Raw genomic sequence first — 24,061 nt, 5'->3', positions numbered from 1 at the left:
GGGGGGGCCTCCCGGGGTTCCGTCTCTGGGGTGGATCCACCTGCCCGCGAGCCCGGCCCGCCGGGCGCTCGGGGCGCCCCCCCCCCCCCGCCGCCCGCGCGCCCCCCCCCCCCACTACATGGTCGGCTGGCAATTCAATGCACTCGAAGAACGATGTTCTAACGCATTGCTGCAACGAAATGGCTAATGTCGCCAGCCAGGTCGTCTCAAGGAAGACAGGTATGTCGGTGGTACACAGCTTGCGTGGTTGCTGTCTGTTGATGTGCTTGTTTGCTGCAGGGGCATCGGCGCAGGAATTGGTTGAAGCCACTGCGGATGCGGGTGCGGCACCAATCCGCGATATGGAGGCGGTCGTCGTCCATGGTGTGCAGCCCGGTCCTGGCTTGTGGCGGGTCAGCAAGGATGGGCATGTGCTTTGGATACTGGGCACGGTGTCGCCCTTGCCCAATCAGATCGAATGGCGGGCCGATGAGGTGCGTGCGGTGATTGCGCGCTCGGGGCAGGTCTTGCTGCCGCCTGCTCTGACCTTCGATGCGGACATCGGCTTCTTCGGCAAGCTGGCCTTGGTGCCTTCGGTCTGGAAGGGCATGCGCAATGAGGATGGTGCTGAGTTGAGTGATGTACTCGAGCCTGCGGTATATGCGCGCTGGCGTGCGGTTAAGCAACGGTATCTGCCGCGCGATGGCGGCATTGAGCGCAAGCGTCCGATGTTTGCTGCCGTTGAGCTGCAGTCGGCGGCTACCAAGGCGATTGGCTTGGGGCAGAAGCCGGTTGTCTGGCCTGTGGTTGAGGCTGCAGCAAAAGCAGCAGGTATCACGCCCACACCGACGGCGTTGAAGATCAAGATTGAAGATCCCAAGGCTGCCGTCCGTGAGTTCCGCGAAGGTGGCATGAATGATGCACTGTGCCTTGAGCGGACCGTGGCCTTGATTGAGCACGATCTTCCGACCTTGGTTGAGCGGGCAAATGCCTGGGCGGTGGGTGATGTCGAGGCACTGCGGCGCTCGCCTTATGAAGACGCAGGCAGTGCCTGCATGCAGGCGGTGACCGAGTCTGGGTTTGTACGCAATCGCGGCTATGGCGATCTCAAGGTTCGCGTGCGGCAGCATTGGTTGTCGATTGCAGAGGGGGCGCTGCAGCGCAATGAAGAAACGTTTGCGATGTTGCCGGTGGATCGTTTGCTGGAAGCCGATGGCTATCTGGCGGCGTTGCAGGCGCGGGGGTATGAGGTTGAGTCGCCCTGAAGAAGCAGTTCTTTGGTTAGAACACGTAGCTCATGCAGGGATGGCAGGCTACGCTGTTGTTGATTTGTAGGAGCGGCGTAAGCCGCGAAGCTGATTTAGCTCGAGCAACCAGTTTCCCTGGCCCGGGTGAGGGCGGGCGCGTCGCGGATTAGGCCGCTCCCACAAAGAAAAATCCGATGTCAGAGATCTGGCATCGGATTTCGGGGTGCTCACAAGTTTGAGTTCAACTCAGCTCGCTGCACTCAACGGTGCGGCGCTGTCCTGCAACTTCGGCCAGCGCTTCAAGATTGCGGCACGAATACCGGCCGCATCAATCCCTGCTTCGGCCAGCAGATCTTCGCGGCTGGCGTGGTGCTGGTAGCTGTCAGGTAGGCCGAGGTGCAGCATCGGCATCAGCACGGCTTCGGCGTTGAGCAGTTCGGAAACACCCGAGCCCGCGCCACCGGCGACCACGTTGTCTTCAACGGTGACGAAACCGTCGTGGGTGCGTGCCAGCTCCAGCAGCATCGCCTTGTCCAGCGGCTTGATGAAACGCATGTTGACCACGCTCAGGCCGAGCTCGCGGCCAACTTGCTCTGCCGCTGGTAGGGCCGCGCCGAAGGCGAGGATGGCGATGCGGCTGCCTTGCAGGCGCAGCTGCGCCTTGCCGATTTCCAGCGTTGATAGGTCGGTGCCGACCGCAGCGCCGGGGCCGCTGCCGCGCGGGTAGCGCACTGCCGCCGGGCCCTTGTATTGCAGGCCGGTGCTCAGCATCTGCCGGCACTCGGCTTCATCGCCCGGTGCCATGACCACCATGTTCGGCACGCAGCGCAGGTAGCTCAGATCGAGGTTGCCTGCGTGGGTGGCGCCGTCCGGGCCGACAACGCCGGCGCGATCGATGGCGAACAGCACGTCCAGGTCCTGGGTGGCGACGTCATGCACCAGCTGGTCGTAGGCGCGCTGCAGGAAGGTGGAGTAGATGGCGACCACGGGCTTTGAGCCCTGCGTGGCCATACCGGCAGCCAGCGTCACCGCATGCTGCTCGGCGATGGCGACGTCGAAGTAGCGCTCCGGGTATTCCTTGCTGAAACGCACCAGACCCGAGCCTTCGCGCATGGCCGGGGTGATCGCCAGCAGCTTGGGGTCGGCCGCGGCGGCGTCACACAGCCAATCGCCGAAGATGTCGGTATAGGTCGGCTTCTTGGGCGCGCCCTTTTCCGGCAGGCCCTTGCTGGGGTCGAACGGACCGACGGCGTGGTAACCGATCTGGTCGTCCTCGGCCGGCTCGTAGCCTTTGCCCTTGGTGGTCATGATGTGCAGCAGGTGCGGGCCCTTGGCATCCTTCAGGTGCTTGAGGGTCGATACCAGCAGCGGCAGATCATGGCCGTCGATCGGGCCGGTGTAATGGAAACCCATCTGCTCGAAGGCGGTGGAGGGCACGAACATGCCCTTCCACTGTTCTTCCCAGCGCTTGACGAAGCGCGCAGGCGGGCTGTGGCGCTTGTCGCCGAGGATCTTCTTGCCGCTCTCGCGCAGGGCGTTGAGCGTGCGGCTGGCGGTTGCCCGGCCCAGCATCTTGGTCAGTCCACCGACGGCTTCGGAGATGGACATGTTGTTGTCGTTGAGGATGACCAGCACGTTCGGCTCGTCGTCCATGCCGCCTGCGTGGGCCAGCGCTTCAAACGCCATGCCGGCGGTCATCGCGCCGTCGCCGATCACCGCGATCACCTTGCGCTCATCGCCCTGGCGCTGGCGCGCGATGGCCATGCCCAAGGCAGCCGAGATCGAGGTCGAGGAATGGCCGACGCCGAAGGTGTCGAACTCGCTTTCCTCGCGCTTGGGGAACGGCGCAACGCCGTCCTTCTGCTTGACGGTGTGGATGCTGTCGCGACGACCGGTGAGGATCTTGTGCGGGTAGGTCTGATGACCGACGTCCCACACCAGCTGGTCGACCGGGGTGTCATACAGATAGTGCAGGGCGACGGTAAGCTCGATCACGCCCAGGCCGGCCGCGAAGTGACCGCCGCTCTTACCCACCGATTCGATCAGGTAGGCGCGCAACTCGCCGGCAATGGCCCCCAGTTCGCTCTCGTCGAACAGACGCAGGTCATCGGGAGTCTTGATGCGCGACAGGCGCGGATAGCTGGCAGAGTCGATCATGGTCTTCGCGTTTCACTCGAAACGGTATTTTCCCCGTCCTGAGAGGGTGGGGCAAGCAAAGCACATCATCAATGAGTGCTGGATGAGGTGGTTTGGCGCCAAGCTGAAGGCCGTGTTCAGTCTGGCTGGCAGTTGCGCATGAATACGCGGAGCTGCGGTGCTGGGCTCAGAGCCCGCGCTGCAAGGCTTTGCGCGGCAGCTGCGACTTCAGGAAGGCCATCTGGTCGGCCAGGATGTTGCGGTTGGACAGGATCAGATGTTCGATCCAGCTGGGCCGGTACGGCACCGCCAGCAGCGGCATGTTGGCCTGCGCCGGGGTGCGGTTGCTTTTGCGCGAGTTGCAGTGGAAGCAGGCGCTGACCACGTTCTCCCAGGTGTCCTTGCCGCCTTTGGAGACCGGCAGGACGTGGTCGCGGGTCAGCTGCGGGCGGTTGAAGTGCTGGCCGCAATACAGGCAGAGCTGGGCGTCGCGGGCGAACAGCGCGGGATTGGTGAGGTTGGGTGTGGGATCGATCGCGCGCGAGCGGGCGTGGCCGCGGGAGGCGATGATCGGGTGCAGGTCCATACCGCTGCGCAGGCCGGTCAGCCGCGACATCGCGCCGTGCACGTGCAGGCAGGGATCGCCCATGGTCCAGGCGACGGCGCCGCGTGCGTACAGGCAGGCAGCGTCCTGCCAGTTGATCCAGTCCAACACGCGGCCATGCGCATCCAGCGACAGCAGTCGCACGGAGCCGAGGCGGTGCAGGGAGGGCGGAGGTGAAAACCCGTCTATCGGAGCGGAATTCCCGGCTCCGGTATCGATCAGACTACGCGGTGTAGTGTCTGTCTCCATCGGGTTAACAGCTTATACACGATGCGTGACAGTTTGTGTAAAGGCGAATGGAGCCGGTGAGTTTGTGGGAGCGGCGTGAGCCGCGAAGCTGGGGGTGTCTCAGTTGCTTGGGAGCTAGCCCCTCTCCAACTTTTCCCTTGGCCTTGCGGCCAAAGAGGGCGGGGCGGAAGCAAGAGCTGCCCTCACCCCAACCCCTCTCCCGCAGGCGGGAGAGGGGCTAAAGCCAAGATCAAAGTCGCAGCATGCCCTGCTTGCGCTGTTGGATCAGTCGCCGAAGCGCACCGAATCCATGTCCATCAGCGAGTCGGCACCGGCGGCGATGCCGGCGGCGTGGCTCAGGGTGCGCGGCAGGATGCGGGCGTAATAGAAACGCGCGGTTTCCAGCTTGGCCTGCTTGAAGGCATCGGTGTGGCTGGAAGCCTGTGCGGCGACCACCGAGCGGGCCCACCAGTACGCCACGGCGATGTAGCCGCTGTAGAACAGGTAGTCCCAGCTCGCTGCGCCCAGCTCTTCCGGGTTGGCGGCGGCGCGCTGCAGCACGTCGATGGTCAGCTTGCCCCATTCCTGCGCTTTACCACCCAGCACCGGCAGGAACTCGGCGACAGCCGGGTTGCTGGCGTTGGCAGCGATGAACTGCTCGATCTCAGCCAGGAACAGCTTCAGGCCGGCGCCCTGCGAAGCGGCGGTCTTGCGGCCGATCAGGTCCAGTGCCTGGATGCCGGTGGTGCCTTCATACAAGGTGGTGATGCGGGCGTCGCGGGCGTACTGCTCCATGCCGTGCTCGGCGATGTAGCCGTGGCCGCCGAACACCTGCTGGCCGTTGTAAGTCGCTTCGATGCTCCACTCGGTCAGGCAGGCCTTGACGATAGGGGTGAGGAAGCTGACCAGCGTATCGGCGTCGGCACGTGCCTGCGCATCGCTGCTGCTGTGTGCGGCATCAAGCTGGGTGTAAGCGTGTGCGGCGAGCAGACGGCCACCTTCGGTCAGTGCCTTGGTGGTCAGCAGCATGCGGCGCACATCGGGTTGGGCGATGATCGGGTCGGCCGGCTTGTCTGGCTGCACGGCACCCTTGGGTGCGCGCGACTGCAGGCGCTCGCGGGCATAGGCCAATGCGCCCTGATAGGCGCGCTCGGACTGCGCCAGGCCCTGCACGCCAACGCCAAGGCGAGCGGAGTTCATCATCACGAACATCGCCTGCAGGCCCTTGTGCGGCTGGCCGACGAGGTAGCCCTGAGCGCCGTCGAAGTTCATCACGCAGGTGGACGAGCCGTGGATGCCCATCTTGTGCTCCAGCGCGCCGCAATGCAGTTCATTGCGCTCGCCCTGCTTGCCGTCGCGGTCGACCTTGTACTTCGGGGTCACGAACAGCGAGATGCCCTTCGGGCCGGCCGGTGCGTCGGGCAGCTTGGCCAGCACCAGGTGCACGATGTTGTCGGCGAGGTCGTGCTCGCCGGCGGTGATGAAGATCTTGGTGCCGGTGATCGAATAGCTGCCGTCGGCGTTCGGCTCGGCGCGGGTCTTGAGCAGGCCCAGGTCGGTGCCTGCATGCGGCTCGGTCAGGCACATGGTACCGGTCCAGTTGCCGGCCACCAGCGGCTTGAGGAAGGCTTCCTTCTGCCAGTCTTCGCCGTAATGCTTGAGCGCTTCAACGGCGCCGTGCGACAGCATCGGGAACAGGCTCCAGGCCAGGTTGGCCGAGGACACCATTTCGCTCAATGCCATGCCCATGGTTTCCGGCATGCCCTGGCCGCCGAAATCCGGCGATGCGGTCAGGCCGGTCCAGCCGCCTTCGACGAACTGCGCATAGGCTTCCTTGAAGCCCGGTGCGGTGGTCACTTCATTGGTGGCCTTGTCGAGTTTGCAGCCGGTCTGGTCGCCGATAGCATTGAGCGGGGCCAGCACGCTGGTGCTGAAACGGCCGGCTTCTTCCAGTACCGCGTCGATGACGTCGGCAGTGGCATCTTCGAAACCCATCGATGCAAACAGGGACTCGGCCTTCAATACGTCGTGCAGGGCGAAGCGAAGATCGGAAACAGGGGCTTTGTAGTTGCTCATCAGACGGCTCTCGAACGATACGGGAACGGGTAGGGGATCAGCGCAGCACGCCGGGCAGGCCGGGGGCCTGGTTGAGGCTGTTGCGCGATTTGATGTCGAAACTGCGTTGCTTCTTTTCTTCCGGAGTGGCGCTGACACTGCCTTCCAGTTCGTAGAACAGCGAGCGGCCGCCGGCCAAGGCGTCGGCCACGACGATGCGTGCCGAGGACGACGGCTGCAGACGCACCTTGATGACGTCGGCTGACTCCGGGCCGATCGACAGCGCCGGGCTGGCGCTGAGCGTACCGGCGGCTTCGTCGCCAACCTTTACCGCCAGTGCCACGCTGTCAAAACGCATCGGCATGGAGCTGTAATTGCGCAGGCGCAATTCCACTTCCCAGTTGCCGTCATTGCCGACGCTCAACTGCTGGATGCTGGCCGCCGGTTCGGAAACACGTTTGACCGGGCCATTGCCGCAGGCGGTAAGTGCAAGTGCTAGTACGGCCATCAAGGCGTACTGGGGGCGAAAACGCATGGCGCGTGGTCCTCGGGTCCTGAGCTATCTCTCAAGAATACTACGGCGTATGGCCGCCTGCTGGGTACAGGTCGGCCAGATCAGCGACTATGACGATGGGATGGCGGAACTGGTGCGGTCGTGCATCGAGTCATGCAGGGGGCAGAGGTTGCCGTCATTCGCGTCATTTTCTGGGGATTTATCCATGCGTTCATTCAAGTTGTTGCCGCTTGCAAGCGCTATCCGCGGCGGCCTGGCAGTTGTGGCGCTATGCGCTTCCGTTCCGGCGCTGGCCGCGCCACCGCAGTTCGATCTTCAAGCAGGCAGCATCGAGGACGTATTGCCCGAGTTTGCCCGCCAGGCTGGCGTGCAGATCATCGCCCCAGCGCATTCAGGCGGGGCCCAGCGGATTGAAGTATCCGAACTGAAGGGGCAGATGGAGCCGCGCCAGGCGCTGGCCCGTTTGCTGGCCGGTACCGGCTTGAGCGTTGCCTCGGACGACGGCCGCACCATCACCTTGCGTGCAGCCGCGCCAATGCTGGCTTCGCTGTCCGGTCTGGGTGGCTTGGCGGCAGGGCAGGCAGTGCAGCCGGAGGCTGCTGCGCCCGCACCGGCAGCAGCCAGCCCCAGCGTCAGCACGTTGGACCAGATCACCGTGGTCGGCAGCCAGATCAAGGGCGCCAAGACCGCCGCAATCCTGCCGGTAGCAACCTTGCAGGCCGAGCAGATCGAAGCCACCGGCGCCGTTTCCGGCGACGAGCTATACCGCTCCATTCCGCAGATGGGCGATGTCTCGTTCAGTGGCACCAACGGCGGCAACAGCTCCAACTATGCGCGCGGCGATATCGCCTCGGTCAACCTGCGTGGACTTGGTGTGGGCAACACCTTGTTGCTGATCAACGGCCGTCGCACCGTGGTGCATCCCACCAGCCAGGCCGACGGCAACCTGGTGCCGGTACTGACCTACAACGCCAATGCGGTGCCGGTAGCCAACCTGCGCCGGGTGGAAGTGCTGCTGGACGGCGCGGCCGCCATCTACGGTACCGACGCGGTGGCCGGCGTGGTCAACAACGTACTGCGCGATGACATGGACGGCGGCACCATCAGCGTGCAGAAGGGCTTTGGCGAAGGCACCGACCTGCGCGATATCGGCGTCAACGGTATGTGGGGCAAGAACTCCGAAGACCTGCGCTCCAACATCACCATCGCCTTCAACTACTACAACACCACTGGTTTGAATTCGCTGGACCAGGACTGGACCAAGAACGGCAACCGCGCGGCGGACTTCGCTGGCACGCCGTTTGAAGGCTTGGCCGGCACCGACAACCGCAATACCAACAGCCCGTGGGGCAACTTCACTGCAGTTGGCCCGCGCGTCTCGCAGAACGGCACCTGGTTGACCACCACGGCCGGCGCTTTCCATGTGCAGCCGACCAGCAACAGCGGCTGCGCGGCGACCATTGCTGACGGCCTGTGCGTGCAGTCCGGCAGCAAGGCCACCTCCGGTGCCGACGCCAACCTGCGCGACAACCAGCAGGGCCAGTATCCGCTATCGATCAGCCCGGACGTGCGCCGTCTGAATCTGTTCGTCACCGGTAAGCATGATTTCGACAACGGCCTGTCGTTCTTCAGCGAAGCGGGCGTCTACAACTCGCGCGCCTACAGCCTGCAGAACGGCGTCAACACCATCACCGCGTTGCCGATGACGGTGGCTGCCAGCAACTACTGGAACCCGTTCGGTGCGATGTACCTGCCCGACGGCTCGCTCAATCCGAATCGACTGCAGGGCTTGAACATCGGCGCCAACGGCGTGCCGGTGACCATCACCAGCTACCGCTTCGAGCGACCGACCCGCATCGAGGTCAACAACACCCAGGTGCGCGCTTTGGCAGGCTTGCGTGGCTTCCACTACGGTTTCGACTGGGAAAGCGCGGCGCTGTACTCGGCGGCCAGGGTGAAGGACACCCAGGATGCAGTGAGCATGTCGCTGTTCCAGCAAGCCCTGGCCAATCCCACAGCATCGGCTTACAACCCGTTCTGCGGCGGCTGCAATGACTGGGACAAGCTGGACCAGTTCTTCTACAAGGCGCAGCGCCAGAGCAAGACCGAGTTGTTCCTGTGGGACTTCAAGGCCTCGCGCGCGGATCTGTTCAAAACCTGGGCCGGCGATGTCGGCATGGCCGCCGGCCTGGAAGTGCGCCACGAAACCCAGCGCGATGATCGTGATGCCCGCGTTGATGGCTCGGTGACCTTCACCGATGCGATCACCGGCGTTGCCTATCCAAGCGACATGTACGGCGTCAGCCCGACCCCGGACACCTATGGTTCGCGCACCGTCGCGGGTCTGTTTGCCGAGTTCTCGGTGCCGCTGGTGTCGCCGGAAATGAACATCCCGCTGGTACGTTCGCTGGACCTGCAGCTGGCTGGCCGCGCCGAGCGTTACAACGACTTCGGCAATGTCGCCAAGCCGAAAGTGGCGTTGGGTTGGCAGGTGTTTGATGGCCTGACCCTGCGTTCGTCCTGGGCCAAAGGCTTCCGCGCGCCTAACCTGGAGCAGATCAATGCCACCGTGGTGAGCCGCTCCAACAATCGCACAGACTATATCCAGTGCGAAGCGGATAAGCGCACCGGCACCCAGCCAGCGTTCGCCAACTGCGGTGGTTACACCTATTCGACCACCGCGCGGCGTTCGGGCAACCCGGATCTGAAGCCGGAAACCTCCACCAACACCAGCGCCGGTCTGGTGTTCCAGCCGCGCTTCATCCCGGAGAACTACGGCCGCTTCACCTTCGCCGTCGATTACTACAAGTACGAGCAGGAAGGCATCATCGGCCTGTTTGGCGAAGGCAACGCCTTGATCCTGGACTACATGCTGCGCCAGCAGGGCGGTAGCAACTCCGCCGTGGTGCGCGCAGATGCCACCGCTGATGACATCGCTCGTTTCGCTGGTACTGGTCTGGATGCTGCCGGCAAGGTGCTTTATGTCACCGATCAGTACGTCAACCTGGAACCGCAGACCCTGCGCGGCGTGGACTACAACTTCAGCTGGAACTCGCCGGAAACCGCGATCGGCCGCTTTGATGTGTCGGTCACCGGTACCCACCTGATCGAGTTCTACCGCCAGCGTTCGCCGGCACTGCAGGCATTGGAAGATGCCAAGTCCGCTGGCCTGGTTGATCCGTCGATCCGCATTACCGGTGGTGGTGACCTGATTGGCAATGGTGGCAACCCGGAATGGAAGTGGTCCGGCACGTTGACCTGGCGTTACCAGCAGCTGTCGGTGGGCGCGAGCGCGCGTTATGCCAGCTCCTACGTCGAAAACGGCCTGACTCTGGCTGATGGCACGCCGTGGACGGTGAAGTCGCAGACGCTGGCCAATGCCTTCATCAAGTACGACTTTGCACGCGAAGGCTGGCTCAACAACGTGGCAGTCAAGGTCGGTGCCAACAACATCGCCAACAAGCGCCCGCCGATCTCCGACGATGTGTTCGGTTACCCGTCGGGCGTTTACCAGGCCAATCCGCGTTACTGGTACGTCAACGTGAGCAAGGCGTTCTGATGCAGAAAAACGTTCCATTCCGCCACGTGGCGGGAGCCGGGCAGGTGCCGCGATGAACGCGGCGCTTGCGCGGGAGCGTGCCGGCTGGTTGGCCGAGCACATATTGCCTTGTGAGCCTGCCCTGCGGGACTGGCTGCGGCGACGCCTGTCGCTGCGCCAGGACGTGGATGACGTGATCCAGGAGACCTACGCCATCCTCGCCGGAATGGCGGATGTATCGCACATCCTGCAGCCCAAGGCCTATGTGTACTCGGTCGCCCATTCGGTGGTGTTGCAGCAGTTGCGGCGCGCACAGGTGGTGTCGATCGAGGCGGTCGCCGAGATCGACCGCGTCGCCATTGTTGGCGACGAAGTCAGCCCGGAACGGATGGCCTCATCAAGACAGGAACTGGCGCGCATCGGCGCGCTGATCGAAAGCCTGCCGGACAAGTGTCGGCAGGCCTTCGTGCTGCGGCGGGTGGAAGGCTACTCGCAGCGCGAGATCGCCGAGCGCATGAATATCAGCGAAAACACCGTGGAGAAACACATTTGTAAAGGGATCCGGATATTGATGGATTCGATGAAGCGCGATGACAACGGATTGCAGAAAAGTAGTGAGCGGTCCGCCGCGAGAGGAGCAGGGCATGCGCGTCGGCGTTGATGCGAATATTGATGATGTAGCCGCCAGTTGGGTGGCGCGCGAGGATCGTGCGCAACTCACGGTGGAGGAAAGTGCGGAACGTGACACCTGGCTTGAAGCAGATACGCGCCATTTTGGTGCCTACGCCCGTGCCCATGCGGTGCTGGCACGGACCGATCGCGCGCGCGCGCTGTCGGCCGGTGAGATGGATCGGACCTACACCGCGCGCGCACCACGACCGGCGCGGCGAGTGCTGCGCTGGGCGGTGGGTTTGGCTGCGGTGGTTGGTGTGCTGGCCATCGGCGTGCAGCGGCAGCACGATGATGCGGAGTATTTCGCCACGCGCAAGGGCGAGATCCTGCGCGTGCCGTTGCAGGATGGGTCTGCAATCACGCTGGACTCGGATTCGCAGGTGCGTGTGCAGTTCAGTGCTACCCGCCGCGACATCCAGTTGTTGCAGGGCGAGGCCTTGTTTGACGTGGCCAAGAACCCGCAGCGTCCGTTCGTGGTGCGCGCCGAAGAAACCGATGTGACGGCGGTTGGCACCAGCTTTGCGGTCAGTCTCACCGAGCGCCGCAGTGGCGGGGTGGAAGTGCTGGTGCGCGAAGGCATCGTCGATGTGACCGACACCCAGGGCGCAGTCGCGCCAACACGGCTGGTTGCCAACTACCGCGCGCTGGCCAACCGCAGTCATGGCATCCGCATCGAGGCGGTGCCGCTGGACGATGTGGATCAACAACTGGCCTGGCGCGAGGGCATGTTGTCATTCAACGGCGACACCTTGTCGGTCGCAGCGGCGCAGTTCCTGCGCTACAGCGATACCCGCATTGTCATCGATGACCCACTGGTTGGAAGTCGCCGCATCGTTGGCCTGTATTCGGCCAGTGACCCGCGCGGTTTTGCCAACAGCGTCGCCTTGAGCCTTGGCCTGGTGGTGCAGCAGCGCGGAGACGTGGTGCGGCTGAGCTCCCCTGATGCCGCGCCGCATACGGCGCGGTCCATGCAATGAACCCGGATAAGAACATGCATTACAACAGCAAGCGTGGTTTCGCCTTGGCGGTGCTGACCGCTGCATTACTGGGGGCAGGGCAGGCCAGCGTGGCCGCGACTGCCGGCGACAAGGCCGTGTTGATCCGCGACGCCATGGTGTTCGATGGCACCGGGCGCGCACCTTATGCAGCAAGTGTGCTGGTCGAGGACGGTCTTATCGCCGCCATCGGCGCCGAGCTGGCGGCCCCCAAGGGCGCACGCGTGGTCAATGCGCGTGGCCAGGCGTTGCTGCCGGGTCTGTTCGATCTGCACACGCACTGGACGCCGAACGCTACGCCGTCGGAACTGCCGCAGGTGGCGAACCTCTATATGGCGGCCGGCGTCACCACGGTCAGCGATTTCCACGAGCCGCCGGAGGCCTATACGCCGCGCCGTGCATGGCTGGCCTCGATTGCTGCACCTGACGTCAAGTTCGCCGCACGCATGAGCACGCCGCTCGGCCATGGTGCGGATTGGGGTGACGAGAACACCACGCGCTGGGTGAACTCACCCGAGGCCGCACGTGCCGGCGTGCGTGCGGTGGCCGCCTACAAGCCCGACTTCATCAAGGCCTTCACCGACGGCTGGCGCTATTCCAATGCCGCCGACAACAGCAGCATGGACGAGGAGACGCTCACCGCGCTGGTCGACGAGGCGCACAAGAACGGTCTCAAGGTGTTCACCCATACGGTGATGGTCAAGCGCGGCAAGGCCGCCGCACGAGCTGGCGTGGACGTGATCGCGCACAGCGTGCAGGACGGTGCGGTCGACGACGAGTTGATCGCATTGATGCGCGAGCACGGTACCGCCTACGCACCTTCACTGGCCGTGTATCTGCCCGAGCGCGTCGATGGCAGCGGACGCAACAGCGGCAAGCCGGATGTGCTGGCCCAGCGCGAGCAGAACTTCGCCAATGCCTTGCATAACGTCAAGACGCTGCACGATGCCGGTATCCCGGTAGTGGTGGGCACCGATGCAGGCATGACCGGCACCCCGCACGGCACATCGACTCTGCGTGAGCTTGAACTGCTGGTGCAGGCCGGGCTGACCCCGAGCGAGGCGTTGCTGGCTGGTACGTCGGCCAGCGCCAAGGCGCTGGGCGTGAATGACCGCGGCAGCATCGAAGTTGGCAAGCGTGCGGATATGTTGCTGGTAAGCGGTCGCCCGTGGGAGCGCATTGGCGACGTTCGCAATACGCAGCAGGTGTACGTGGCCGGTCGCCAGGTGCAAGGCAAGGGCGCCGTGTTGCCGGCCGGCAACAAGGCCTTGGCCTTGCCAGCGCAGCCGGTGCAGGCCTTGGTTGATGACTTCGAGCGCAGCGATGGCCGTACCGCCCTGGACACGCTGCGCGTGGACGAGGCGGACGGCGGCAATGACCGTACCGCGCAGGTGACCGAGATCGTCGCACGCGAAACCGGTGGCAACGCACTGGCGACCCAGGCCAAGCTGTCCAGCAAGGACACTGCCTTCGCTGCGACGATCCTGCCGCTGAGCCGTGGTTCGGTGGCACCGGTGGATGCGCGTGCCTATCGCGGCATCCGCTTGGAGCTGCGCGGCAGCGCACCGGAATTGCGGCTGGAAGTACGGGCGTTGGGCAACCGTCGTTTCATTGCCCCCCTGCAGGCCGGGGCGCAATGGCAGACGGTGGAGATTCCATTCTCCGCACTGCAGGGGCAGCCGCCGTATCGCGCCAAGGCACCCGTGGCGGTGTGGAAGGGTGATGACCTGCAGCAGTTGGTTGTCTCCGGCAGCGGCGAACCCGGCAGCAAGCTGTGGTTTGAGATCGACAACGTCAATTTCTATTGATGCGTGAGGCTGGCTGGATGAAGACCCGTTATCTGCGTGCCGCGTTGCTGGCAGTGTTGCTTCCTCTTGCAGGAACCACACTTGCTGCGGACGTGATCAATACGCTGGACAGCTATGCGCAGCGGCAGGCTGAGGTTGGGCAACAGTTGTGGCAGCAGCCCGAGCTCGGCTATCTGGAACATGCATCATCCGCGCTGTTGCAGAAGGAGTTGCAACAGGCAGGCTTCCATATCCAGGCCAATGTGGCAGGCATGCCGACGGCCTTCGTCGCACGCTTCCGCAACGGCAGCAAGGGCCCGGTGATCGGGCTGCTGGCAGAAATGGATGCGCTGCCTGGCATGGCACAGGCGGCGGAGCCGGTGCGCAGCGTCATCGCCGGCCAGGATGCGGGTCAGGCCTGTGGCCATAATCTGTTTGGTGCGGCTTCGGTGGGCGCAGCACGCGCCTTGGCGCAGTGGATGCAGCAGACCGGTACGCCAGGCGAAGTGCGGCTGTACGGAACGCCGGCGGAGGAGGGCGGCTCCGGCAAGGTGTATATGGCCAAGGCAGGGCTGTTCGATGATGTGGATGTGGTGCTGCATTGGCATCCGTCCGACGAGAACTCAGCTGCGCAAGGCACGACGCTGGCCAACATCAGCGGCAAGTTCCGTTTCCACGGTCGCGCCGCGCATGCAGCCATCGCCCCGGAACGTGGCCGCTCCGCGCTGGACGGCGTGGAAGCCTTCAACTACATGGCCAACCTGATGCGCGAGCACGTGCCCGACGGCACCCGCATCCACTACGTCATCAGCAACGGTGGCGCCGCTCCCAACGTGGTGCCGGATGCGGCCGAGGCGTACTACTACGTGCGCCACACCGATCCGGCAGTCGTACGCGATGTGATCGAGCGCCTGCAGAAGGCAGCCGAAGGCGCGGCAATGGGGACGGGTACCACGGTCGAATTCGAGCCGACCGGTGGCGTGTACTCGCTGTTGCCCAATGACACGCTTGGCCAGGTGATGCAGGCAGCACTGCAGCAGGTTGGCGGCGTGCAGTACGACCCGGCCGAGCAGGCGTTTGCAAAGAAGCTGCAGGAGAGTCTGGAAAAGCGCCCGGACCTGCAGGTGGCAACACAGCTGCAACCCTACCGGGCAGATCAGGCGGGCAGCGCATCCACCGACGTTGGCGATGTCAGTTGGAACGTCCCCACGGTTGGCGTCAGCACCGCCACCTGGGTGCCCGGAACCCCGGCGCACAGCTGGCAGGCAGTAGCGGCATCGGGGATGTCGATCGGCGCCAAAGGCGCGTTGAACGCGGCCAAGGGAATGGCCCTGGCCGGCGTGCAGCTGCTGCAGTCGCCGGAGCTGGTAGCCAAGGCCAAGCAGGAGTTCGACGAGCGCCGCGGCGCAGGCTTCCGCTATGTGCCACTGCTGCAGCGGGATGCACCGCCACTGGACTATCGGCGCAAGACCAAGGACTGAAGCACGCTGACGCGCGATTGCAATCTTGGTTCTACGCGGGCTTCACCGCTGCGTGGGCAAGGTGGCGACCGGAGTGATGTTGCTGGGTAGCCCATCGCGCCCTCGGGCGGCGACCCGATCCCCTCCATCGGGTCGCCGCTTGTGTTCGAGCAGGGTATGGGCATTTTGCGTGGTGCGGGCAACAGCGCTATGCTCGGTTCACCGTGTGGGGCGGTAGCTCAGCTGGGAGAGCGTCGCGTTCGCAATGCGAAGGTCGGGAGTTCGATCCTCCTCCGCTCCACCAAGTCTTCAAGCAAAGAAGGCGCATCGGAGGATGCGGCTTCTTTGCGTTTTTGCGCTGGGAATGGGCGGTTTGGCGAATTTTTCGCCAAGCGGCGGAGCGGCTTCTGTATCTGAAGCCACGCTACACAAGGCGTTTCGAGGAATTTTCAGCGGATGTGAAAATTTTTGTGAAATTGGCTTGCCGAAACCGAAATAGCTCCGTAATATACGCCTCCTCGACGGCAGCAACGCCGACGAAAACAAAACAAAGTGGCCGAGTAGCTCAGTTGGTAGAGCAGGGGATTGAAAATCCCCGTGTCGGCGGTTCGATTCCGTCCTCGGCCACCAAAATTTCAAGGGTTCGCAGAAATGCGAGCCCTTTTTTGTTGTCTGTCTTCAGCGTTTCCGCACCAATGCTTGTGGCCTGCTTGCCCTGTGCATGGCGCTGCTGCCATCAAAGATCCGCCAGCCCAGGTGGATTGGTCTGCGAACGCGGCACGGCTTCCGACTGCAGGTTCCAACGTTCCAGCGCAGCGGCATAGTTGCCGTTGTCGATCTGGGCGTTGAGGCTCTGGGTGATGGCTGCGGCCAGTCCACTGCCTTTGCGGGTGGCAACGGAGATGGCGGCAGTGTCCGGCCACCCGCCAGGGAACAGACCAATCTGGTGCACCTTGCCGTCACGTGCGGCGTAGGCGCCGGTGGCGTTGGGTTGGAAGGATATGTCGGCACGACCGGTCATCACCGCGAGGCGGCCGATCACCGGATCGTCGATGTACTGGAACTCCACCGGTGCCAATCCGGCTGCCACGTTCTGTGCGTCCCAACGGCGAAGTATCTGGTCCTGGTTGGTGCTGGTGCCAACGATGACTTTCAGGCCGGCAACATCGCGTGGTTGGGTGACGGCCCTGACCGGTCCGCCGGTGCGGGTGTAGATGCCCAATAGATCGTAGCGGTAGCTGGAGAAGTCGAACTTCCGCTTTCTGCTCTCGGTGACGGTGATGTTGGACATCACCGCGTCGTACTTTCCCGATTCCAGTCCCAACGGCCAATCGGGCCAGGCGACGGGTACAAGATTCAAACGCAGGCCCAAGGCATCGGCGACAAGCTTGGCGATATCCGGCTCCACGCCTATCACCTGTTTGCCGTCGGCTGCGTAGTCGCTCAGCGGCAATGCGCTGGGAGTAGTGGCGATGGTGAGTTCGCCGGCGGTGACCAATACGTGATCTTTGGGGAGCAGGGCGATTGCTGCTGGATCGGGTGGGGCGTGCAGTGTTGGCTTGCTTGCCAGCGATGAGGGCGCTGCGTTGTCTTTGTCAGGTGCAGCGCCAGCACGGGTGTAGAGGATCAGGCCGACGCCAGCGGCCAGAACCGTAACGACGATGAGCGTGCCGAGATGGCGGCGGATGGGGACAGACATGGTGGGCTCCGATTCGGAAATGGATTCAAAGCACGCTTGCGAGAAACTCGGCGGTGCGCGGCTGTCTTGGCTGTTCGAAAAGCTGTACGGGTGTGCCCACTTCCACCACACGACCGCCTTCCATGAAGACCACCTTGTCAGCTATTCGGCGGGCGAAGCCTATTTCATGGGTAACGATCACCAAGGTGGTGCCTGAGCGGGCCAGCTCCTCGATCAACGCCAAAACCTCGTTGACCAGCTCCGGATCCAGCGCCGAGGTGGGTTCGTCGAACAGTAGTACTTTGGGCTGCAGTGCAAGCGCACGTGCAATGGCCACGCGTTGCTGCTGCCCGCCAGAGAGCTGGCGCGGATAGACATCGGCTTTGTCGAGCAGGCCAATACGTGCCAGCAGCGACAACGCCAGCGTTTCCGCCTGCGCACGTGTCACGCAGCGCACGGCAACCGGTGCTTCGATCAGGTTCTCCAGAACGGTGAGGTGCGGGAACAGATTGAAGCTCTGGAACACCATGCCGATGTCAGCGCGCCGCCTGCGCACCTCAGCTTCTTTGAGTTCATGTAGCACTTCGCCTTCGCGGCGGTAGCCGATCAGATCGCCATCGACGCTGACGAAGCCGGCATCCACCCGCTCCAGATGATTGAGGGTACGCAGCAGCGTGGATTTGCCAGCGCCAGACGGGCCGATGATGGCGGTAACGCTGCCTGCGCTGAGTTCCAGCGAGACATCGTCGAGCACTTGCAGGTCCGCGTAGAACTTGTCCACGTGTTGGATGGAGATGCTACCGCCAGTGCGCTGCGCCAGTAGTGCGCTGGTCGCTATCGGCAGTTGCCGGTTCGGCCGGCGACGGCGTGGCGCGTCACGGCTGCTGCCTCGGGCGAAAGCGCGCTCCACGCCGACCTGTATCAATGACAGGAAGGTCAGCAGGACCAGATACCAGACCGTGGCAACCATCAGCAGCGGCACGATGTCCAGATTGCGGCGGTAGATGACCTGGATGGTATAGAACAGCTCCGGCAGCGCCAGTACATAGACCACCGACGTAGCCTTGGCCAAGCCGATGATGTCGTTGAAGGCCCCGGGCAGGATGCTGCGCATTGCCTGCGGCAGCACGATGCGGCGGACTTCGCGGTGGCGCGGCAGGCCGAGCGCGGCGGCGGCTTCAAACTGTCCGGGGTCCACCGACAGGATGCCACCGCGGATGACCTCGGCCGAGAACGCGGCTTGATTCAATGCCAAGCCAAGGATCGCGGCGGTCAACTGGGTGATCAATTGTGTGGTCGGGTAGCTGAAAAGCAGGATCTCGGTGAACGGCACCTTCAACTGGATGGTTTCGTAGAGGTAGCCCAGATTGTTGAGCAGCAACAACAGCACCAGCAGCGGGATTGAACGGAACAACCACACATAAGCCCAGGACAGCCGCGCAAGCAGCGGTGATCCGGAGACTCGCGCCAAGGCCAGGCAGGTGCCCAGCGTGAAGCCAAGCACGCTGCCGCTGGCCGTCAGCAGCAAGGTCAAGCCCAAGCCCTTGAGCACCTGGTCGGCGAAGAACCAGTGGGCGAAGACCGACCAGCCCCAACGCGAGTTGCCCAGCACCGATTGCACGATGGCCAGGATGATGATGATGGCCACGACGGTGCCAAGTGCGCGCAGCGGATGGCGTGCGGGCACGATGCGCGGTGCGTCGGTGAGGGTTGCGTGTTTGGCAGGTTGCCGGAGCTGCGCAAGCGTCTGGGCGTTCATCAGGCATGGGCTCCCGCGATGGGTGCGAGGGTGACGGTGTGGCTGAGCAGTTTTTCGAAAGGCAGGTGCACGACACGCTCGGCAGCCTCGTCCAGGTCGAACAGCGGCTGGTAACCATGTTTCAGATACAGCTGCACGGCCTCGGGCTGGCGGAAGCCGGTGGTCAGGTAGATGCGTTGATAGCCCTGCTGGGCAGCGCTGCGCTCCAGTTCAACCAGTACACGTGAGGCGATGCCTTGTCGGCGCAGCCCGTGATGGGTCCAGATCCGTTTGAACTCAGCGGTGCCGGGATCGTGATGGGCCATGAAGGCACCGCCAGCGATCGCTTGGCCATCACGCAGCAACAGCAGGAAGGCACCGCGCGGAGCGCTGAAGGCAGCCGCTGGGTAGCGCTCGAGTTCATCGCGGGCACTGCCGCCAATCTGCTTGATCACATCGCGGTAGCGATCGCCGTATTCCTGTTCCAATCCTTCAAACAACGGGGCTGCGCGTGGATCATCGACCGATGTGTGGATGAAGTGCTCGCTCATGCTGGTTCCTCCAGAAAACGTTCGGTGAGGTGGGCCCAGTAGCTGGCGGCCGGAACGATGCTTGCATCGTTGAACACATAGCGCGGGCTGTGCAGCGGCGCGCTGTCGCCATTGCCGACGAATAGAAAGCTGCCCGGACGCTGCTGTAGCAGGAAGGCGAAGTCCTCGCTGGCGGTGCGTGGCGGCAGCTGGTCTATCACCGAACCTGCACCGAACAACTGTTGTGCGGCGTTGCGTGCGAAGGCGGTTTCGGTAGGGTGGTTGAGCACACTTGGGAAGCCGGCCGGGAAGTCGATCAGCACCTCTGCGCCGAAGCTGCTGACCAGTGCGGTGGTCAACGCTTCGACACGCTCGCGCAGGTGCTGGCGAACCTCGGGCAGGAAGGCGCGCAAAGTCAGTTTCAATTCCACGCTGTCGGGGATCACATTGGCAGCGTTGCCGCCGTGGATCGCACCGACCGTGACCACTGCCATATCGCGTGGGTCGACATTGCGTGAGACCAGGCTTTGCAACGCAGTTACCAGATGCGCCGCAACCAGAATCGGGTCCACACCGGTGTGCGGCTCGGCACCGTGGCCACCCTTGCCGATGATGCGGATGCCAGCCCAGTCCACCGAGGCCATCGCCGGACCATCGACAAAGCCGAGCTGGCCGGTGGCGATGCCCGGCCAGTTGTGCAGGCCGAAGATCGCATCCACCGGGAAGCGTTCGAACAATCCGTCTTCGATCATCCGCGTTGCGCCCTTGCCGGTTTCCTCTGCCGGTTGGAACACCAGCTGCACGCTGCCCTCAAAGCGACCGTGGCGGGCCAGATGGCGCGCGGCAGTCAACAGGATGGTGGTGTGCCCATCATGACCGCAGGCATGCATCAGCCCCGGTGTGCTACTGGCGTAGGACAGGCCGGAGTTCTCGCTGATCGGCAGCGCATCGAAGTCCGCGCGCAGTCCGATGCTGCGGGTGCCGCTGCCACGCTGCAGCGTGCCAACCACGCCGGTGCCGCCAACGCCGGTAGTAACGTCATAGCCCCAGTCCGCCAGCAGATTGGCTATGCGGGCGCTGGTACGGTGCTCCTCAAACGCCAGCTCGGGATGTTGATGCAGATCATGGCGGATGGCGATGGCCTGGTCGGCAAAGGCGGCGATATGCCGGTTGTGCGAAGGGGACAAGGTAGTCATCGACGTTGGGCTCAGCTGGCGTTGCGCAGGTCGACCGGTGCCGGCTCGGCATGGCGGCTGGTCTTGTAAGGCAGACCCAGGTGCTCGCGCAGCGTCTGTCCTGGCAGCTCCGATCGGTGGTATCCACGTGCCTGCAAAATCGGCAGCACCTGTTGGGTGAAGTCATCCAGGCCTTGTGCCTGCACCGGAAAGGCCAGGATGAAGCCATCGCAGGCATCGGCCTGGATCCAGCGGATGATTTCCTCCGCCACGGCTTCAGCGCTGCCGATGAAAGCGCTGCGCGGGCTTACCGACTGCAGCGCGATCTGGCGCAGGGTTGTGCCGTGTTCGCGGGCTTGCTGCTTGATGTTGTCGGTGGTGGAGCGGAAGCTGTTGCTGCCCAGTTCTCCCAACTCTGGAAACGGTTCGTCCAATGGATACTGGCTGAAATCGTGGTGATCGAAGAAGCGGCCAAGGTAGGCCAGCGCGTCGTCTATATCCGCCAGCGCCACAATCTGCTGATATTTGCGTTCGGCTTCCTCCGCGTCGCGGCCCACGATGGGCGAAATTCCGGGCAGTACTTTGACGTGGGCAGCGCTGCGCTGGTGGCCCACGGCGGCTTGCCGCACCCGTTGGGTGAAGGCACGCGTCTCCTCCAGCGAGGGTGAGTGCGTGAATATCGCATCGGCGTATTTGCCGGCCAGGTCGATGCCGGCATCGGACGCCCCTGCTTGGAAAAGCACCGGTTGCCCCTGTGGCGAGCGCTGGATGTTGAGCGGCCCTTCCACCTGGAAGAATCTGCCCTTATGTGCCAGTGGACGGAACGTGCCGTGGCTGAAGTAGCGGCCGGTTTCGCGGTCGCGGACGAAGGCATCGTCGTCCCATGAATCCCACAGTCCCTGGGTGACCTGCAGGTACTCATCGGCGATCTCGTAGCGCAGCGCATGGTCGGGGTGCGGGCGGCCGTAATTGCGGCCTGAGCCCTCCAGTGGCGAGGTCACTACATTCCAGCCGGCGCGACCACCGCTGATCAGATCCAACGATGCGAACTGACGTGCGACGGTAAACGGATCGCTGTACGAGGTGGACAGCGTGCCTGCCAGGCCAATCTTGGTGGTCGCCGTAGCCAGTGCTGACAGGATGGTCAGTGGCTCGAAGCGGTTGAGGAAATGTGGGATTGATTTCTCAGTGATGTACAGGCCGTCAGCGACGAAGGCGAAGGCAATCCCGTTTGCTTCGGCCCTGCGTGCGATGTCGATGTAGAAACCGAGATTGATGCTGGCATCGCTGGGGTTGGAGGGATGCTTCCAGGCATTCATATGGCCGCCTGCGCCATGCAACATGATGCCGAATGGGATCGGGCGTGGCGGAGTGTGGTGCGGAATTATCGGGCTCGGTGCAGTGCTCATTGGGTAGCTCCAGGGCGTTGGGGGGGAAGGCGCCGGTATCTGCGTGATGGATTCAGTGCAGTGCAGCTTCGGGCTGACTGCTGCTGTTGGCTGCCAGGGCTGGCGGCTGTGTGGCGTGCGCCGAGGGAGCCAGTAGTTCCAACGAGCGCCGCCGCACTTGGGCGTCGGCGACCGGCGCATCCAACACGAATTCCTCAATGCCAAAATAGGTATGCAGGCGGTCCAGTTCGGCACGCACATCGGCTGCAGTGCCGGCCAATACGCTGGGCTGCAGCTCTTCCACGCGGTAGTCGGTGATGCCAGCCTGGCGGGCGTAGTCGGAAGCGGCTTCCGGCGAGGACAGGTTTACCGTCTGGTTGTGCCCAAGGTGCAGGCGATGGATGCGCAGCGCGCCGGTATGGCGGGCGGCTTCGGCAGCGCTATCGGCAGCAAGGGCAACTACCGTCAGCAGCGGGGTGAGACTACTGGCACGGCGGTAGGCATTGAACGCGCGTTCGATGCTGCGTGGGTCGCCGTCAAATTGTCCTGCGTAGACGAAACGCCAGCCCAGGCTGGCTGCAAGCTCTGCACTCTCGATGCTGGCGCCCAGCAGGAAGCGTTCGGCCGGGACTGCGGGCGTCGGCGTGGCGATGGCATCGGCATGCCGATGCCAGGGCGGCAGCGTGCCACTGATGAAGCCTTCCAGGTCGGTGAGTTGATTGACGAAGTCCAGCGGCGTCTCGCGTCCATAGGCCAGGGCGTGGCTTGCGGCTGGCAAACCGCCCGGTGCTTTGCCAACGCCAAGGTCGACCCGGCCTGGCGCAAGGTTGGCAAGCAGGTTGAAAACCTCGGCCACCTTGTATGGCGAGTAGTGACGCAACATCACCCCACCGGTCCCGATGCGGATACGCTTTGTCTGCGCCAGCACGAAAGCAGCCAGCACCTCCGGCGCGGGGCCAGCCGCAGGCGCCAGTGCATGGTGCTCGGCAAACCAGTAGCGGTGGTAGCCAAGCTGCTCGGCGCGCTGGGCCAGCGCTACGCTGTCGCGCAATGCCTGTTCGGCGCTGCTGCCTTCGGCTACGAGGCTCTTGTCGAGGATGCTCAGGTGATAGGTCATGGTGGCCGCATTGGTTGTGGCGCAGGCGCTGTGCTGCGCCTGCAACGAGGTATCAGGGGTGTGGTTGGGCGATGCCGTACAGCTCGCCCAGCGTTGCGAGGATGCGGTCGGCGCCGGACACGTATTGGTGCGCCGCGTGGTGACCACTTGCATGCTGGCTTTGCACGTCTGCCGGTAGCACCAGTTTTGGTAGCGACTGATCCGACTCACCGACAAATCCGATGACGGCGTCGCGCGGACGTTGGAAGCGAACGTGGCGTACATCCAGCTGCTCGCGCAGGCCGGGTAGTTTGGTCAGCGCGCCTTCGAGCAGGAACGAATGGGGACAGAAGAAAAGCTGGTCAGCGATGGTTGGATCCTGGAACTCCGGCTCCAGCAACAACAGGACGGGTTTTGCGATGGACGTGTCCGGCATGGGACTGCTCGCTTGCGGCAGGGACAGCATCGGTGCTGTGGATTCATCCTAGGCAAGCACTCTGCTGCGGGCGCTGTGCAACTCGTCAATCAGCGGTCAGATCCCGCCATGACCATGCGCAGTAGGAATAAGTACATGCCATTGCTTGTTTGCGTTGAGCATTCCGCTGTCGATGGCCCCAGGTGCCGCAGACCCCTGCGGCACCTGCGCTGCTGCGCTCAGGCAATCCGGCGTAGCTGCGAACTGCGGGTAACACCCAAAACATCGGCCGCACGCTCGGCGGCCAGTGTAATGCGCTCCTGCAGTGGGCCTGCGGGGAGCTGATCAGCGTCGAAGTCCGCAGCGGTTGCATAGACCCCGATCGGCAGTGTCAGTGCCTGCAGGAATCCGAACAGTGGCCGCAGTTGATGCTCAAGCATCAGTGCATGGCGCTCGCTGCCGCCGGTGGCGGCGAGTAGAACGGGTGTATTGATCAAGGCATCCATATCGATCAGGTCGAACAGATGCTTGAACAAGCCCGGGTACGCGCCGCGGTAAACAGGTGCGGCGGCCAGCACCAGATCAGCGTTCTCTATCCTGCGTAGCTGCAGCTCCACCTCGGCGGTCAGCTCGCTACGCTGCAGGGCGCTACCTAGTGGACGGGCGATATTGACCAGCTCCACCAGCTGGATGTCCAGCGGCAGATGGTGCTGCAACTGCTGCAGGATACTGAGCGCCAGGCTGCGGGTGCGCGAGGTGGGCGAGGTGCTGCCGATGACGGCGACGGCTTTCAATGCGGTGGACATGCGCGGCTCCAATTGAAGGG

Annotated in this window: 18 protein-coding genes and 2 tRNA genes; 8 read left to right on the top strand and 12 right to left on the bottom strand. The window is 63.6% G+C overall.

Annotation, left to right across the window (positions count from 1 at the left end):
• Nucleotides 1-221: 221 nt before the first annotated feature.
• Nucleotides 222-1,244 carry a TraB/GumN family protein gene (locus ACVOLR_RS14895; protein ID WP_481537115.1) on the top strand — a complete coding sequence of 341 codons (1,023 nt, stop codon included), beginning with the start codon at nucleotides 222-224 and terminating at the stop codon, nucleotides 1,242-1,244.
• Between the two features lie 228 nt (nucleotides 1,245-1,472).
• Here ACVOLR_RS14895 and dxs read toward each other — a convergent pair whose 3' ends face one another.
• The 4 genes from dxs to ACVOLR_RS14875 form a co-directional block, all read right to left on the bottom strand.
• A complete protein-coding gene (gene dxs, locus ACVOLR_RS14890) occupies nucleotides 1,473-3,383 on the bottom strand; it encodes a 1-deoxy-D-xylulose-5-phosphate synthase (protein ID WP_481537114.1) in 1,911 nt (636 codons plus the stop codon).
• 166 nt (nucleotides 3,384-3,549) lie between these two features.
• A complete protein-coding gene (locus ACVOLR_RS14885; RefSeq protein WP_481537113.1) occupies nucleotides 3,550-4,215 on the bottom strand; it encodes an HNH endonuclease in 666 nt (221 codons plus the stop codon).
• 264 nt (nucleotides 4,216-4,479) lie between these two features.
• A complete protein-coding gene (locus ACVOLR_RS14880) occupies nucleotides 4,480-6,270 on the bottom strand; it encodes an acyl-CoA dehydrogenase C-terminal domain-containing protein (protein ID WP_481537112.1) in 1,791 nt (596 codons plus the stop codon).
• 37 nt (nucleotides 6,271-6,307) lie between these two features.
• Entirely contained in the window at nucleotides 6,308-6,784 is a 477-nt protein-coding gene (locus ACVOLR_RS14875; protein ID WP_481537111.1) for an LEA/WHy family protein, read from the bottom strand.
• A 184-nt stretch (nucleotides 6,785-6,968) separates the two neighbouring features.
• Between ACVOLR_RS14875 and ACVOLR_RS14870 the strand changes: the two genes are divergently transcribed.
• From ACVOLR_RS14870 to ACVOLR_RS14840, 7 genes are all read left to right on the top strand, one after another.
• Complete coding sequence (locus ACVOLR_RS14870; protein WP_481537110.1) at nucleotides 6,969-10,322, top strand: TonB-dependent receptor; 3,354 nt, start codon at nucleotides 6,969-6,971, stop codon at nucleotides 10,320-10,322.
• A 52-nt stretch (nucleotides 10,323-10,374) separates the two neighbouring features.
• Entirely contained in the window at nucleotides 10,375-10,962 is a 588-nt protein-coding gene (locus ACVOLR_RS14865; RefSeq protein WP_481537109.1) for an RNA polymerase sigma factor, read from the top strand.
• Nucleotides 10,946-11,950 (top strand): FecR family protein, encoded by a 1,005-nt coding sequence (locus ACVOLR_RS14860; protein WP_481537108.1) that lies wholly within the window; start codon nucleotides 10,946-10,948, stop codon nucleotides 11,948-11,950. The genes ACVOLR_RS14865 and ACVOLR_RS14860 overlap by 17 nt, the downstream gene beginning before the upstream one ends.
• Before the next feature lie 14 nt (nucleotides 11,951-11,964).
• Nucleotides 11,965-13,776: an amidohydrolase family protein gene (locus ACVOLR_RS14855; RefSeq protein WP_481537107.1), complete on the top strand. Its 1,812-nt coding sequence runs from the start codon at nucleotides 11,965-11,967 to the stop codon at nucleotides 13,774-13,776.
• 17 nt (nucleotides 13,777-13,793) lie between these two features.
• Nucleotides 13,794-15,236, top strand: coding sequence for an amidohydrolase (locus ACVOLR_RS14850; RefSeq protein ID WP_481537106.1), 1,443 nt, complete (start codon nucleotides 13,794-13,796; stop codon nucleotides 15,234-15,236).
• A gap of 207 nt (nucleotides 15,237-15,443) precedes the next feature.
• Nucleotides 15,444-15,519 (top strand) — tRNA-Ala (locus ACVOLR_RS14845).
• Nucleotides 15,520-15,769: 250 nt separating this feature from the next.
• A tRNA-Phe gene (locus ACVOLR_RS14840) sits at nucleotides 15,770-15,845 on the top strand.
• 106 nt (nucleotides 15,846-15,951) lie between these two features.
• Here the strand turns inward: ACVOLR_RS14840 and ACVOLR_RS14835 are convergent.
• From ACVOLR_RS14835 to msuE, 8 genes are all read right to left on the bottom strand, one after another.
• Nucleotides 15,952-16,914, bottom strand: coding sequence for an ABC transporter substrate-binding protein (locus tag ACVOLR_RS14835; RefSeq protein WP_481537105.1), 963 nt, complete (start codon nucleotides 16,912-16,914; stop codon nucleotides 15,952-15,954).
• Between the two features lie 25 nt (nucleotides 16,915-16,939).
• Nucleotides 16,940-18,652 (bottom strand): amino acid ABC transporter permease/ATP-binding protein, encoded by a 1,713-nt coding sequence (locus ACVOLR_RS14830; protein WP_481537104.1) that lies wholly within the window; start codon nucleotides 18,650-18,652, stop codon nucleotides 16,940-16,942.
• Nucleotides 18,652-19,182 (bottom strand): GNAT family N-acetyltransferase, encoded by a 531-nt coding sequence (locus ACVOLR_RS14825; RefSeq protein WP_481537103.1) that lies wholly within the window; start codon nucleotides 19,180-19,182, stop codon nucleotides 18,652-18,654. Before ACVOLR_RS14825 ends, ACVOLR_RS14830 begins: the two co-directional genes overlap by 1 nt.
• Nucleotides 19,179-20,357, bottom strand: a complete 1,179-nt coding sequence (locus tag ACVOLR_RS14820; RefSeq protein WP_481537102.1) for a M20 aminoacylase family protein — start codon at nucleotides 20,355-20,357, stop codon at nucleotides 19,179-19,181. The genes ACVOLR_RS14825 and ACVOLR_RS14820 overlap by 4 nt, the downstream gene beginning before the upstream one ends.
• Nucleotides 20,358-20,368: 11 nt before the next feature.
• Nucleotides 20,369-21,745 carry an LLM class flavin-dependent oxidoreductase gene (locus ACVOLR_RS14815; RefSeq protein WP_481537101.1) on the bottom strand — a complete coding sequence of 459 codons (1,377 nt, stop codon included), beginning with the start codon at nucleotides 21,743-21,745 and terminating at the stop codon, nucleotides 20,369-20,371.
• A gap of 52 nt (nucleotides 21,746-21,797) precedes the next feature.
• Nucleotides 21,798-22,841, bottom strand: a complete 1,044-nt coding sequence (locus tag ACVOLR_RS14810; RefSeq protein WP_481537100.1) for an MsnO8 family LLM class oxidoreductase — start codon at nucleotides 22,839-22,841, stop codon at nucleotides 21,798-21,800.
• A gap of 52 nt (nucleotides 22,842-22,893) precedes the next feature.
• Nucleotides 22,894-23,256, bottom strand: a complete 363-nt coding sequence (locus ACVOLR_RS14805) for a DUF3088 family protein (RefSeq protein WP_481537099.1) — start codon at nucleotides 23,254-23,256, stop codon at nucleotides 22,894-22,896.
• Nucleotides 23,257-23,474: 218 nt separating this feature from the next.
• Nucleotides 23,475-24,041, bottom strand: a complete 567-nt coding sequence (gene msuE, locus ACVOLR_RS14800; RefSeq protein WP_481537098.1) for an FMN reductase — start codon at nucleotides 24,039-24,041, stop codon at nucleotides 23,475-23,477.
• Between the last annotated feature and the right edge of the window lie 20 nt (nucleotides 24,042-24,061).

The organism is Stenotrophomonas sp. STEN030 (assembly GCF_056759995.1).
The sequence above is the reverse complement of the archived record's forward strand: the minus strand, read 5'-3'. Positions and strand labels throughout refer to the sequence as shown.

Bases quoted from the DNA above. Each gene is read 5' to 3' on its own strand.
- ACVOLR_RS14895 (WP_481537115.1), top strand. From the start codon at position 222: ATGTCGGTGGTACACAGCTTGCGTGGTTGCTGTCTGTTGATGTGCTTG.
- dxs (WP_481537114.1), bottom strand. From the start codon at position 3,383: ATGATCGACTCTGCCAGCTATCCGCGCCTGTCGCGCATCAAGACTCCC.
- ACVOLR_RS14885 (WP_481537113.1), bottom strand. From the start codon at position 4,215: ATGGAGACAGACACTACACCGCGTAGTCTGATCGATACCGGAGCCGGG.
- ACVOLR_RS14880 (WP_481537112.1), bottom strand. From the start codon at position 6,270: ATGAGCAACTACAAAGCCCCTGTTTCCGATCTTCGCTTCGCCCTGCAC.
- ACVOLR_RS14875 (WP_481537111.1), bottom strand. From the start codon at position 6,784: ATGCGTTTTCGCCCCCAGTACGCCTTGATGGCCGTACTAGCACTTGCA.
- ACVOLR_RS14870 (WP_481537110.1), top strand. From the start codon at position 6,969: ATGCGTTCATTCAAGTTGTTGCCGCTTGCAAGCGCTATCCGCGGCGGC.
- ACVOLR_RS14865 (WP_481537109.1), top strand. From the start codon at position 10,375: ATGAACGCGGCGCTTGCGCGGGAGCGTGCCGGCTGGTTGGCCGAGCAC.
- ACVOLR_RS14860 (WP_481537108.1), top strand. From the start codon at position 10,946: ATGCGCGTCGGCGTTGATGCGAATATTGATGATGTAGCCGCCAGTTGG.
- ACVOLR_RS14855 (WP_481537107.1), top strand. From the start codon at position 11,965: ATGCATTACAACAGCAAGCGTGGTTTCGCCTTGGCGGTGCTGACCGCT.
- ACVOLR_RS14850 (WP_481537106.1), top strand. From the start codon at position 13,794: ATGAAGACCCGTTATCTGCGTGCCGCGTTGCTGGCAGTGTTGCTTCCT.
- ACVOLR_RS14835 (WP_481537105.1), bottom strand. From the start codon at position 16,914: ATGTCTGTCCCCATCCGCCGCCATCTCGGCACGCTCATCGTCGTTACG.
- ACVOLR_RS14830 (WP_481537104.1), bottom strand. From the start codon at position 18,652: ATGAACGCCCAGACGCTTGCGCAGCTCCGGCAACCTGCCAAACACGCA.
- ACVOLR_RS14825 (WP_481537103.1), bottom strand. From the start codon at position 19,182: ATGAGCGAGCACTTCATCCACACATCGGTCGATGATCCACGCGCAGCC.
- ACVOLR_RS14820 (WP_481537102.1), bottom strand. From the start codon at position 20,357: ATGACTACCTTGTCCCCTTCGCACAACCGGCATATCGCCGCCTTTGCC.
- ACVOLR_RS14815 (WP_481537101.1), bottom strand. From the start codon at position 21,745: ATGAGCACTGCACCGAGCCCGATAATTCCGCACCACACTCCGCCACGC.
- ACVOLR_RS14810 (WP_481537100.1), bottom strand. From the start codon at position 22,841: ATGACCTATCACCTGAGCATCCTCGACAAGAGCCTCGTAGCCGAAGGC.
- ACVOLR_RS14805 (WP_481537099.1), bottom strand. From the start codon at position 23,256: ATGCCGGACACGTCCATCGCAAAACCCGTCCTGTTGTTGCTGGAGCCG.
- msuE (WP_481537098.1), bottom strand. From the start codon at position 24,041: ATGTCCACCGCATTGAAAGCCGTCGCCGTCATCGGCAGCACCTCGCCC.